We start from the raw sequence: 12,525 nt of genomic DNA, 5'->3' as shown, positions 1-12,525 counted from the left end.
TGTAATATTACAAGCTTTTTTTATGCCAAAACAACAAACATATGTTCTATAATACTTTGAAATTTTGTATAATATAGTTATACAAACCAATAGCAAACGAGGGGATTGAATGATTGAAAAAGAAAATGAAAAAATAACTACTTATAAAGAGTACCCATACCTGGTTTACACACGTGTTTCCACTGATCGTGACGAGCAAAAGGATTCACTATCAAACCAGGTTGATATATGCCGATATTGGCTTGAACAACATAACTTTGAATGGAATGAACGTTCCATATTACAAGATGAATCAAAGTCAGGAACTATGTTTCTTGAACGTACAGCCATGCAACTTGTATTAAAAAAAGCAAGAAATCGAGAAATAAATATGGTTGTATTCAAATCCATACATCGATTGGCCAGAGATTTAAAAGATGCATTAGAGATTAAAGAAGTATTGTTAGGCCATGGCGTACGAGTTGTAACAATTGAAGAAGGCTATGACAGTGAACTTGAAGGGAAAAATGACATGAAGTTTGAGATGTTTTCTATGTTTGCTGCCCAATATCCTAAAACACAATCTGTATCCATTAGTGCAGCACTTGCTGCTAAAGTACGACGTGGTGACCATATTGGAAAAGTGCCGTATGGTTATGAGCGAGTGGATCAGAAGCTTGTTATAAAAGAAGATGAAGCAAAGGTGATCCGGCAAATCTTTAACTGGTACAATGAAGGAAAATACGGTATGAAATCTATTACGAACAAACTAAATGAGCAAATTGAAGGAGGTACTTTACCATCACCAAGAAACGGTGGGCAATGGCAATTAACTTCTGTTCAACGCATTCTAAGAAATCCTACCTTTTGTGGTGATTTTATTCTTAATCAATTTACTTCAATAAAAGTTGATGGGAAGAAAAAACAGATCCGTAATCCGAAAAGTAAGTGGGTGATCTTTGAGGATCATCATCCAGCCATTGTCTCTAAAAAAGCTTTTGAACAAGCAAATAATAAAGAAGTATTAAATAAAAAAACGAAGATCACACCATGGAACGAGTTAGAGGATTATTGAAGTGTGGCCATTGTGGAAGTAATATGATCATCATGCAATCCTGGAAAAAGAAGAAAGATGGGACAAAAACACGGTGGAATTATTTAAAATGTAGCCAATATCGCCGGTCCAATGATTGTGTCAATCATGTTCCTATTACCTATGAGCATTTAAGACATACAATCATTCAAGAATTAAAAAAAGAAAGCGACAAAGTGAATTTTAACTTGGAAGAATGTTTAACAAGTAATAATGAGAAAAAAATAAAGCAGCTAGAACGGAAAATGGAAGCGAACAAATTAAAGAAAACAAAACTGCTTGATGTGTATTTAGAAGGAATCATAGATAAGGTAGAATACGAAGAAAAAAGAGAGAATTTAATAAAAGATAATGAAAATATGGAAGATCAAATCTTTCTGTTAAGCAATCAAGCAGCAAATGAAGTGAATATCAAATACATTCAGGAAGCATTGGATTCATTGAATAATACAAAACAGGACTTGTTTCATGTATTTCAGATCCTAATTGAGAAAGGTATTATATATGAAGATGGTCAGATGGATCTGCGTTATTCTTTTTCTTTAAATCACAGTTAATTCCTAATATATTTTAGGCGGCTATACTTTGATGTTATTTAAAGAACTTATTTTTTCATACTTAAAGCTCAGTGGGTTCGTTAAGAGTTCCATAAAATGGGAATGTATCCTGGCCATCTGGTGATGGGATTTAGGGAGATTCAGTATTAATCACTGATCGATATATCGTCCGTTTTTTTTATCGGTAATCTCTATATTAGAACTATTATATCCTTCTACTATTACTTCTTCTAGGTAGTTATTATAACTATAAACATATCTGTTATGTGGTTCGTCTTCATAAACTATTTCAATGTAGTGAGTAGAATCCTTATAGTTATAAGAAGTTTCCTTACTTTGTATTTTTTGATCATAATCCTTTGTCTCTAAATATTCATTCACTTTATTAGCTGTTAGAGATTTTTGATATGCGAAATATCCAACAATAACTGAAAATGTTACCAGAATAAGAATTAAGGCAATAACCATTATCTGTTTTTTCATTTGTATCCACCTTTTACAAAAAGTTTAGAATCTTACCTCTACTACAGCTTGTAAGAGTCTCTTTCTAAGAGATTTGTAATATGTATAATTGATGAGAAATAAGTTTTACTAGTTATTTGATTCAAGTTGTATTGTTTCTTCTTTTCCATTCCATTTAATAACTACATCAATGGCAGATTTTTCAGATTTTGTATAACACCCAGAACAATTAATAGGAATTTGGATTTTACTGTGTTTCATTTCCTTAATTGTTTTTATAGTTTCACCATTATTGATATTAATTACTACATTTGTTTGTTTCTTGCTTTTATCTTTATAATACAAAAAGTATGTACCATGTTTACTATCTTGTGATTGTTTCAGCTTAAATTCAGCGTTCCAATGTGTACTTTCTCCAGAAAAATAGATATAGTTATTTTCACCACATCCAGCTATAAGAGTAAATGATAGTATAAAAAACATAAGAGGCGTATATATGGGCACTTCATTCTCTACCCTACCTATATTTATATATTTTACCAATCCGTTTTGTAATTTGTGAAGTAGATCGGCCTATAGTAAACATCCGTTGCGAATTCGCAAAAGGTTTTATGGAGACATTCCAAAAGAAGAAGCCTCTAACAAACAGCGCGACTTAAAAAAAGAATAAAAACATAAAGATATTTGTTATCGTTAAGACGGAGGCAATAATCGTTGAAACTTTCAATGCTAATTTCGATATAAAACTCCAACCCCCCATAATTAAGGAAGCTATCCCCAATAGATAAATTTGATATACCATAAAATTCAACAAGGATTGCTTCCCGCCATCAAATCCTATAAAGAATAATCCGATAAAAGTTAGTGTTACAAGTATGCTTAATATTAAGAAAGCATAGCTTTTCCATATTTTCTTAGTCATAACATAACCTCCTAATTAATACATCACAATCGTTACACCATCATACTTTTGAGTCTAAATGATATTTTCTTGTTCGATCATTCCTTCTTTGGAAAAGTAAATGTTGGTAAAATTTTGATAATTTAACCTTATCATAGGTGACATAAATTGAGAACAGGCTACTTACTAACAGTTGCATAATTGTTGTATTGTGATGTAATTGGGGATTTTGAAAGTAATCCTTAAATAAAAGTTGGGGACAGTGATGAACGTGTGAGTAATGCATATTCTTAGCCCCCTTTTAAATACGAATCTAGCAGTAAAATATGATAAAATACAAAATATGGAGACACATATTATTTTTTTATTTTAACTAACTGAAGCAGGTTCGTTACAAATGATTGCTTTTTAATAAGGGAGTCGTGTGGTTTGGATTCAAAATATGTGCAATTTTATGAATTTGGTAGCCCGAGAGAAGTGTTGGAAGTTGGATATAAAAGTATAAAACCACCAAAAGAGAATGAAGTGCTTGTGCGAATGTTAGCACGTCCCATCAATCCTTCCGACTTAATACCAATTACTGGGGCATATTCCCATCGAATTTCTTTACCGAACATCCCTGGTTATGAAGGAGTTGGTGTTGTAGAAGATGTAGGGTCTTCGGTTTCAAAAAGTCTAATAGGTAAACGTGTTTTACCTTTACGTGGGGAAGGTACGTGGCAAGAATTTGTTAAGACATCAGCAAAGTTTGCAGTTCCTATCCCTGATTCGATTGATAATTTTACGGCATCGCAGCTGTATATTAACCCCATTACAGCTTGGGTGACTTGTACGGAAGTGCTAAATTTAAAACCGAACGATGTATTATTGGTGAACGCGTGTGGTTCTTCTATTGGGCATATTTATACGCAATTATCAAAGATGATAGGTTTTCGATTGATCGCAGTTACTAGAAATAACAGACATACGGAAAATTTATTGTATCTTGGTGCTTCTAATGTGATAGATACTTCTATCGTTTCATTATTCGAAACCGTTATGGAGTTGACGAATGGAGTTGGTGCAAATGCAGCTATTGATTCCATTGGAGGTTCATCTGGGAATGATTTGGCTTATTGTGTACATCCTCATGGAGATTTTCTAACGATCGGTCTTCTATCAGGGGTACCAGTAAATTGGGCTGATATTATTGATAAAGCAAAAGTGAATGTTCATATGTTTCATTTAAGGAATTGGAACAGCAATGTCTCATCCATTCAATGGAAAGAAACGTTTAATCGTTTAATAAGGTTTATAGAGGATGAAAAATTACGTTTGATGGAGGTTCATTCTCAGTGGTACTTATCTAATGTGAAAAAAGCTATTGATGCTGTTGAATCTCAGAAACTAACAAAAGGAAAAGTGTTTTTAACAAGCTTTTAAATCCCGCTTCCATGATTGAAGTAGAGATTTGAACAAGCATGTAGTAAGTAATTTAAGGATTATTTTTAATTACTAGAAAAAAATGAGATTTGAGGTGGTTTTTTATGAGGAAATATATTTGTGGAATAGTTGTATCAATAATTACTTTATTGTTAATTGGATGCTATCCTCCTGAAAATAAAGCCAAAAATCTTACACGCGATTATTATCAAGCCCTTATAAATGAGAGTTATGAAAAGGCATTCAATTCTCTCCATTTATATAATCCAGAAGAGTTTGATGATAAGGTAACATTAAGTGATAAAGAAGCTGAAAAATTTTATATGAAAAAAATAAGTGTTTTAGAGGAAAATAACTACCATGTCAAAGATTTTGAGATAACTTATATGCAACAAGAAGATGGGCACACATTTTATCCTAACGTTAAAATTGAAGTTGAAGTAAATAGTAAAACTTACGAATATGAGGAAAAGATAAGCATTACTTCTAATGATAAAGTAAGGGTAGTGGAGAGTAACGACCCATTCATAAAATATCGTAATGGCGTCATGGGTTTTGATATTCAAGAAGATATTAAAGATCATAAATAATAATCGTGCAATCAAGAATTTGTAGGGGGTAAGTTTTCTATATTTCACCATTAAAATAGCTGTGTGAGTAAAAAGGTGGTTACCCCAATTATGCAGCTGATTCGCTGATTTGATTTCGATAGTCATGGACAAGCCATTACTTGAAGAGCATCAAACATGTTTTTGTTATGTAACATGATTATCTGCAATTCTTATACATGACATTTGATATATGATTACGCACGGTTTTTTGAGATATGAAAAGCTCCTGGGCGATTTCCTTTGTTGTTTTATCCTGTACTAATAGCTCAAATACTTCTCTTTCTCGTTTCGTTAATAATTGCTTCGGTTTGTAGTCATTATCTTTCAAATGTTAACCCCTCCTTGCTAACTTTAGGGCTTCTAATAAGAGGGTAATTACTTAGTCAATCTATAGTATGAATACAAACAGGAACCTGTGCGCTACAAACGTCTAATTCCATATTAATTGTGCATAGGGAATCATATCATGGATTATCGACAACTGATCGTATCATTTATAAAATAATAAAATTGAACGAATCATACAGTGAGAGCGATTCGGGGGTGATCAGAAAACGAAAAAATTGCAGGAGGATAAGATGTAAAAGTTACCAATTACTTCATAAGTCCATTAATGTACTCAATTACTGTATTCTGCAAAAAGCATTCATTAAGTCAACGGTTTGCAGAATAAATCAATTTTCGATGCAAACCGCTGCTTTTGTTTTATCTGTTTGAAGCAAATACTGATTTTTAATGCAAATCACTACTATCCATTTGATTTATTTGAAGCATAAATTGTTTTTTCAGGCAAACAGCCACATTCATTTGATCTGTTTGACACAAATGTTAGTAGAGCTCATATTTATATGCGAAGCAATAGCTGGCAGACTGTTAACACAAAAAGAAAAAGGCGCATAGAAGAAGATCTATGCGTTTTCTTCCTTTATCGTGATCGCTTGGGAATGTTTTTGCTTCTTACAGTCAGCGAACGCGTCTTGATCGACTAAATCCAATTTCATCGCTGCTTCTAATTTTTCAGTGTCAGGTTGCTTTACAACTAAAATAAAGTCTTGTAAGTTCAATTCTTCTAATTTCTGTATCGTCTTTTCGTCATTGTATTGAACCGAAGAACGAATCACTCGTTGGGCTTTATACGGTCCACGTTTGACTTCAGCTTTTTGTTCCTTTCCGACAGTTTCGTCAAAATAATGATGGAGTTGCTTTTTCATTTGATTCAATTTTTTTTCGATCTCTTTCTTCTCTCTGTTTAAGTCATGGTATTTCTTTAACAATCCTTCCGTTATCTCTAGGGATTCGTGCATATTATCTTCTTTCATAGTTATTTTTCATCCCTCCAGTCAATTTTTATGATTCATATATATGAATGGGAAAACCATTTATGCGATTGGCAAATTTCAAAAATACATAGATTCATAAAAAATATTCCGTTAAATATCTGCTGAATATGTTAAAATGAAGCAAGATGTGAATTAATTCTGTAGTGAGGTGTGTATGAATGAATGGAAAGAAGTTAGCAGGTGAGAAAGCGGTTGAATATGTTGAGAATGGGATGCACTTAGGTCTTGGAACTGGATCGACCGTGTACTATTCGATTTTAAAATTAGGAGAATTAGTGAACGAAGGACTAGATATTAAAGGGATGCCGACATCAAAAGAAACAGAGAAGTTAGCTAAAGAATTAGGAATTCCATTAATCGATGAATCCTCAGTTAGTGAATTGGATGTAACCATTGATGGAGCCGATGAAGCAACACCAAGATTTGAACTAATTAAAGGCGGTGGCGGTGCTTTATTACGTGAAAAGGTAGTTGCTTCTATTTCTAAGCGCTTTATTGTCGTTGCTGATGATTCCAAATATGTTGATCCGTTAGGGAAATTTCCTTTACCTGTCGAAGTTGTACCATTTGGGTGGGAGATTACGCAGAAGCAAATTAGCAAATTGGGTTGTCAACCATCATTGCGTCAAGATGGAAATGAGCCATTCATTACTGACAATGGCAATTACATACTGGATTGTTATTTTGAAACGATTGACCATCCAGCTGATTTAAATGTGTCATTAAATATGATACCTGGTGTTGTTGAAAATGGCCTCTTTGTTGATATGGCTGATGCGATAGTAATCGGTCGTAAAGATGGGGAAATCGAGGAGATTACCAAAAAATAAAGAACTAAATCATTCCGTCCAATACGAAAGGAGAGGGTAACGATTTCATATGTTTTAGTAGGGATTCTAGTCGTGACGATGATTCTACTGTCGATCTATCAACAACGAAGAAAACAAAAAAATCGCTACCCACATCATGAAAGTACTGAACATGAAAGAGCAGTGGAAATCCAAATTGAAAAAGAGAAAGCACGTAGAAATGGCCCGCCAGGCGGATTTGGTGGCATGTAATTTTGACACTAGTCGATACAAGAAGGCTACATAAAAAACGATTCATAGCTCCATAAAATTGTATATTATTTTTTGTAATGGTTATGTTACAAGATAATAACCAAATTGACGTTAGGGGCTAAATATGTTGAATCAAATGCTGTTATGGTCTTCATTTATATTACCATGGCTATTGTTAATACCATTACAAAGAAAACAAATGAAACGATTCTTGCCAGCTGCATTGTTCGGCGCACTATTATTGACAATTGTATTTCAGGTCGCAGAACAATTTCGTTGGTGGGAGATTCAAGAAAATATTATCATTCTTACTAGTGTAACGCCTTTTGTGTATGGAATTTTTTTAGTGGGAACAATTATCATATTATACTTTACTTATTTCAACTTTTGGGTATACATCATAACAAATCTAATCATTGATGCATTTTTATCATTTGGCGTTAATGCATTATATGAGTATTTAGGAATTTACCGACTTATTCATATTGATTCGTTTGGAATATATGCATTGACTATTTTGATTGCTGTTTTAATCTATAGTTTTCAAAGGTCGATGGACAAAGTAATATACGTTGAAGACCAGTGATCTAGTGATAATCACTGGTTTCTTAGTATGAAATGGTTAGTCTTGTTTTGTTTTGAGTGCTTTTGTTTGAAAGTATTTGATTAAAAGTGTAAACCAATAGGCAGGAAATATAATGAACACATCAATTATGAATAAATACAACTGATTCATCCATTTGTGAAACATTAATAAATCAAGCATATCTGATACGGTTGCAAACACGATACCAAATAAAAAACATAATAATAAGCCGTAGACATAAAAGTTTTTCCCACGGTTGGTACAGTATTGATACAACAATAAGAAACTAACCGGTAATAAGGAAGCAGTCATATTAATCCCAAAAGGTAATGTCGGTGACAAGAAATAAGGATGAATCAAGAGATTATGGGTTTCCAAATAGAAATCGGCATAGGTCCATAGCATGTGAATCGTATATCCGAATAAAAACACTTCAAACAGTCTCTTTCGATCGACAGTGAATATTAAAATGATTAGTGGTCCAATAAATAGAATAACTGCTGTCCAAAATTGCCATGTAAATATATTCGAATAATCATACCAATAGTCTACAAATAGACGATGCAATTCATCGTTTTTTTGAAAGATTTGTTTCCAATAATCGCTAAATGACATCATTCCACCAACTTTTACTTCGTTTGTTTACCATTTACGTTTTCCAATTACTTGGATTCCATTCAGAAACTAATAATATTCAATGATATGGAAAATGTGTTATAGTAAGGGAAATTCAAATCGAATAAGAATAAACCGACGAATGATTATCTGGAGGATGAAGGGGAAGAGGTATGAAGACAGAAAAACCAAAAATGATTCAAGGGTGCGTTTGTTTAATCAGACGACAGAAAATGAGATGGAGCAACGAATTAAGTATATTAAGGAATTGTTTGGTTCTACAAGGGAAACCGTCTTTATAGAACCAAATTTCCGTTGCTGGTAATCCAGCGAGATTTGTACGGCATATTGATTAATATATGCTGATCACTAATAAAGATAAATCAATGAAACAACAAAGAGGCGATGACAATGAAAGCACCAATTGGGGTGATTGATTCTGGTGTGGGTGGCTTAACTGTTGCAACGGAGTTAATGCGTCAACTGCCTAAGGAATCAATCATTTATTTTGGCGATACGAAACGCTGTCCTTATGGTCCACGGCCAAAAGAAGAAGTAGAACAATTTACTTGGCAGATGGTTCGGTTTTTATTAAAGAAACAAATGAAAATGTTAGTGGTTGCATGTAATACGGCGACTGCTTTTACATTAGAACAACTACGTGAAACGTTAGATATTCCGGTGATTGGTGTGATCCAACCAGGAGCAAGGGCAGCACTCACGCAATCTTGGTCAGCAGATATTGGCGTTATTGGTACAGAAGGGACGATTAAAAGTAAGTCGTATCAACAAGCGATTCATCATATCAATGCCAATATTACTGTACGGGATTTAGCTTGCCCTCAGTTTGTACCGATTGTCGAACAAGGTATTCAATCAAATAAAGACATATATGAAACAGTCTACCAATCGCTTCGACCATTAAAAAACTTTGACAAGATGGATACGTTAATTCTTGGTTGTACACATTATCCGATGCTACGAGACGTTATTCAAGAAGTAATGGGTCAACACATTTCTATTATTTCCTCTGGTGAAGAAACAGCTCGTGAGGTGAGTACCATACTTGGTTATCATCATAAATTGTATGAAGGAGATGAACCGCCTATTCATCATTATTTTACGTCAGGTGATGCTATTGTTTTTAGAAAAATAGCTACAGAATGGATGCAACAACCAATACATCACGTCGATTCCATTCATTTGACCGATTGATAAAAAGAGTTCTCATTATGAGAGCTCTTTTTATTTTTCCCTCCGATAGTGAAGAAAAAATAATTTGATAGGTCTATTTTTTTCTAAAGCTCGTATACATAGTAGTACAAACCATCGGAGGAGGTATTTGGTTTATGGGGATCGGCTTAAATAAAAAATGGTTAGGAATGTTATTGGTTTGTCTCTTGATATTATCGGGGTGTGGCGTGTTCCAAGGAGAGCAAACGTTAGAGGAAATCGATGCACCACCGGAAGATGCTGACTGGACAGATGAGAATTTAGATGAAGTGGATGAAGATACAGAAGGTGAAGATACTGGAGTAGATGGAACAGAGGAAGCAGAAGAAGGTAATGAAACAGAGGAAAGTGAAGCATCTTCAAGTGGAGAATCGGCAACAAATGAAACGGTAACAAGAACGCTTTATTTATTAGATGAAAATGGATTGGTAGTACCACATCAAGTGGATTTACCGGCTCCAGAATCAAAGGAAGTAGCCGAACAAGTACTTAATTATTTGGTGAAAGATGGTCCCATTACTTCCATGCTTCCAAGTGGCTTTCAAGCTGTGTTACCATCAGGTACGGAAGTGATGTCGTTAAACTTAGAAGCGGATGGTACGTTAGTTGTAGACGTTTCAGAGGAATTTAAGTCATATCAAGCGGAAAATGAGAAAAAAATCTTAGAAGCAATGACGTACACGTTGACTCAATTTGAAAATGTTGATCGAATGAAATTATGGATTAATGGGCATGAACAAAATACAATGCCAGTGAATGGAACACCAATCCAAGAAGGTTATTCACGTGAAGATGGGATCAATGTTCAACAGACAAGTGCAGTTGACTTCATGGAAAGTAAAGCAACAACGCTTTACTTTCCAATGCAAAAGGACGAGCAAGTGTATTTCGTTCCAATCACCCAACACGTTGAAATGAATGTAGACAATCAATATCAATCAGTTGTACAAGCACTACTTAATGGACCAAATTATCAATTACCGTTACAACATGTGGTGAATACAGGTTCTGAGTTAGCACAAACACCAGTTGCAGAAGATGGGGTATTACGTTTGACATTCAACGAAAATATTTTATCCAATAGTGAAACAGGTGTGATCGCTGATGAAGTCATGCAATCCATTGTACTAACAATGACGGAACAAGAAGGCATTGATGCCGTGGAAGTCATGGTGGATGATGTAGATCAAGTCATCAATGAAAATGGACAACCATATAATGAACCTGTATCAAGAGATATGGTGGCACCAACAGAAAGTATTTAATGTAGAAGCACCTCATGTTTGGTATGAGGTGTTTCTATTTTTCAATGTATGAAATTTCAATCCAACAGAGAAAATATGTTACGATATAGTAGAATGTAAGGAGGAAAGGTCATGAGAGAATCAGGGAGAGAAGTCAATCAATTACGTCCAATTCATTTGGAAACAAATTTTACGAAACACCCAGAAGGGTCTGTGCTTATAACAGTAGGTGATACGAAAGTGATCTGTAATGCAAGTATTGAAGATCGTGTGCCACCATTTATGCGTGGTTCAGGAAAAGGATGGATTACCGCAGAATATGCGATGCTTCCAAGAGCTACCGAAAGCCGAAACATTCGTGAATCGTCAAAAGGTAAAGTGTCTGGTCGCACGATGGAAATTCAGCGGTTAATCGGTAGATCCCTCCGTGCAGTCGTTGACTTGAATCAGATTGGTGAAAGAACGATATGGGTTGATTGTGATGTGATTCAGGCAGATGGCGGTACGAGAACGGCATCCATTACAGGGGCATTTGTTGCAGTTGTCTTAGCCCTTGGTACATTAATGGATCATAAAAAGATTAAATCCATTCCAATCACTGATTATTTAGCGGCAATATCAGTCGGTGTACTTCCTGATGGATCAGAAGTATTAGATTTAGAATATCAAGAGGACTCCATAGCCCATGTCGATATGAATGTTGTAATGACGGGTAAAGGTGAATTTGTAGAACTTCAAGGCACGGGAGAAGAGGCGACATTTTCCAATCAACAGTTACGACATATGTTAGATTTAGCTGAAGGTGGCATGAAGGAAATTTTTGATATTCAAAAAGAAGCTATTCAATCATATCATGATCAGATGAATATATCGTAGTTGGAGGCTACTATGAAACAAATGATTATTGCGACAAAAAATCAAGGAAAAGTAAAAGATTTTCAAAGCTTATTTGAACCGTATAACATTAAAGTAAAATCGTTGTTAGACTTAGCTGAACCAATTGAAGATATTGAAGAAACAGGAACAACCTTTGAAGAAAACGCGCAGATTAAAGCAGAAGCCATTTGTAATAAGTTTCATACACCAGTCATTGCTGATGATTCGGGAATTGAAATTGATGCATTGCAAGGTGCCCCAGGCGTTTATTCAGCTCGCTATGCAGGCGAGGAAAAAGATGATGAAGCAAACATACATAAAGTGCTAGATGAAATGCGAGATGTAAGCTTTGATGAACGAACCGCTCGTTTTGTATGTGTGCTAGCAGTTGCGCAACCGAATGAATCAACCATCTTCAAACGTGGCGAATGTGAAGGGACGATTGGTTTTGGAAAGCAGGGCGACAAAGGTTTTGGCTATGATCCTATTTTTTATCCAACAAATAGTCGTCGCACGATGGCCGAAATGTCAACTGAAGAAAAAAA

17 protein-coding genes are annotated in these 12,525 nt (G+C 34.7%); 11 read left to right on the top strand and 6 right to left on the bottom strand.

The genetic code is table 11. The features are described 5' to 3' along the window. Positions 1-109 precede the first annotated feature (109 nt). Both J416_RS16590 and J416_RS16585 read left to right on the top strand, forming a co-directional pair. On the top strand, positions 110-1,054 hold the full coding sequence (locus J416_RS16590; protein WP_338029454.1) for a recombinase family protein: 945 nt from the start codon (positions 110-112) through the stop codon (positions 1,052-1,054). Further along, positions 1,030-1,629: a recombinase zinc ribbon domain-containing protein gene (locus tag J416_RS16585; RefSeq protein ID WP_338029453.1), complete on the top strand. Its 600-nt coding sequence runs from the start codon at positions 1,030-1,032 to the stop codon at positions 1,627-1,629. Before J416_RS16590 ends, J416_RS16585 begins: the two co-directional genes overlap by 25 nt. 150 nt (positions 1,630-1,779) lie before the next feature. Here J416_RS16585 and J416_RS11855 read toward each other — a convergent pair whose 3' ends face one another. The 3 genes from J416_RS11855 to J416_RS11845 form a co-directional block, all read right to left on the bottom strand. Next, positions 1,780-2,112, bottom strand: a complete 333-nt coding sequence (locus J416_RS11855; protein WP_003472364.1) for a DUF3139 domain-containing protein — start codon at positions 2,110-2,112, stop codon at positions 1,780-1,782. A gap of 108 nt (positions 2,113-2,220) precedes the next feature. Beyond that, positions 2,221-2,595 carry a hypothetical protein gene (locus J416_RS11850; protein WP_003472363.1) on the bottom strand — a complete coding sequence of 125 codons (375 nt, stop codon included), beginning with the start codon at positions 2,593-2,595 and terminating at the stop codon, positions 2,221-2,223. A gap of 151 nt (positions 2,596-2,746) precedes the next feature. Then, positions 2,747-3,013 (bottom strand): hypothetical protein, encoded by a 267-nt coding sequence (locus J416_RS11845; RefSeq protein WP_003472362.1) that lies wholly within the window; start codon positions 3,011-3,013, stop codon positions 2,747-2,749. A gap of 408 nt (positions 3,014-3,421) precedes the next feature. Here J416_RS11845 and J416_RS11840 point away from each other — a divergent pair, with 408 nt between their 5' ends. Then, positions 3,422-4,414 carry a zinc-dependent alcohol dehydrogenase family protein gene (locus tag J416_RS11840; RefSeq protein ID WP_003472359.1) on the top strand — a complete coding sequence of 331 codons (993 nt, stop codon included), beginning with the start codon at positions 3,422-3,424 and terminating at the stop codon, positions 4,412-4,414. Positions 4,415-4,518: 104 nt separating this feature from the next. Next, on the top strand, positions 4,519-5,004 hold the full coding sequence (locus tag J416_RS11835) for a hypothetical protein (RefSeq protein WP_003472357.1): 486 nt from the start codon (positions 4,519-4,521) through the stop codon (positions 5,002-5,004). 178 nt (positions 5,005-5,182) lie between these two features. Here the strand turns inward: J416_RS11835 and J416_RS11830 are convergent, their stop codons facing one another. Together J416_RS11830 and J416_RS11825 are read right to left on the bottom strand one after the other, a co-directional pair. Further along, positions 5,183-5,353, bottom strand: coding sequence for a helix-turn-helix domain-containing protein (locus J416_RS11830; RefSeq protein ID WP_003472355.1), 171 nt, complete (start codon positions 5,351-5,353; stop codon positions 5,183-5,185). A 580-nt stretch (positions 5,354-5,933) separates the two neighbouring features. Continuing rightward, positions 5,934-6,344, bottom strand: coding sequence for a hypothetical protein (locus J416_RS11825; RefSeq protein ID WP_003472353.1), 411 nt, complete (start codon positions 6,342-6,344; stop codon positions 5,934-5,936). Between the two features lie 179 nt (positions 6,345-6,523). Between J416_RS11825 and rpiA the strand changes: the two genes are divergently transcribed. From rpiA to J416_RS11815, 3 genes are all read left to right on the top strand, one after another. Further along, complete coding sequence (gene rpiA / locus J416_RS11820) at positions 6,524-7,195, top strand: ribose-5-phosphate isomerase RpiA (RefSeq protein ID WP_003472350.1); 672 nt, start codon at positions 6,524-6,526, stop codon at positions 7,193-7,195. A gap of 72 nt (positions 7,196-7,267) precedes the next feature. Continuing rightward, entirely contained in the window at positions 7,268-7,426 is a 159-nt protein-coding gene (locus tag J416_RS15815; RefSeq protein WP_156809586.1) for a hypothetical protein, read from the top strand. Between the two features lie 124 nt (positions 7,427-7,550). After that, entirely contained in the window at positions 7,551-8,012 is a 462-nt protein-coding gene (locus J416_RS11815) for a hypothetical protein (RefSeq protein ID WP_003472343.1), read from the top strand. A 36-nt stretch (positions 8,013-8,048) separates the two neighbouring features. Here the strand turns inward: J416_RS11815 and J416_RS11810 are convergent, their stop codons facing one another. Further along, positions 8,049-8,630, bottom strand: a complete 582-nt coding sequence (locus J416_RS11810) for a hypothetical protein (protein ID WP_240407282.1) — start codon at positions 8,628-8,630, stop codon at positions 8,049-8,051. Positions 8,631-9,038: 408 nt separating this feature from the next. On the opposite strand from J416_RS11810, the gene racE reads away from it, so the two are divergent. The 4 genes from racE to J416_RS11790 form a co-directional block, all read left to right on the top strand. Continuing rightward, positions 9,039-9,842, top strand: a complete 804-nt coding sequence (gene racE, locus J416_RS11805; RefSeq protein WP_003472339.1) for a glutamate racemase — start codon at positions 9,039-9,041, stop codon at positions 9,840-9,842. Positions 9,843-9,976: 134 nt separating this feature from the next. Beyond that, positions 9,977-11,125 carry a GerMN domain-containing protein gene (locus J416_RS11800; RefSeq protein ID WP_003472337.1) on the top strand — a complete coding sequence of 383 codons (1,149 nt, stop codon included), beginning with the start codon at positions 9,977-9,979 and terminating at the stop codon, positions 11,123-11,125. A gap of 111 nt (positions 11,126-11,236) precedes the next feature. Then, on the top strand, positions 11,237-11,980 hold the full coding sequence (gene rph / locus J416_RS11795; RefSeq protein WP_003472334.1) for a ribonuclease PH: 744 nt from the start codon (positions 11,237-11,239) through the stop codon (positions 11,978-11,980). Positions 11,981-11,992: 12 nt separating this feature from the next. Then, positions 11,993-12,525: XTP/dITP diphosphatase (locus J416_RS11790; RefSeq protein WP_003472332.1), on the top strand; the 533-nt coding region annotated here is incomplete at its 3' end.

The sequence above is a fragment of the Gracilibacillus halophilus YIM-C55.5 genome, assembly GCF_000359605.1.
GTDB classification, from domain to species: Bacteria; Bacillota; Bacilli; order Bacillales; family Amphibacillaceae; genus Gracilibacillus; species Gracilibacillus halophilus.
Note: the sequence above shows the minus strand (reverse complement) of the source record. Positions and strands in the feature narration are given on the sequence as shown.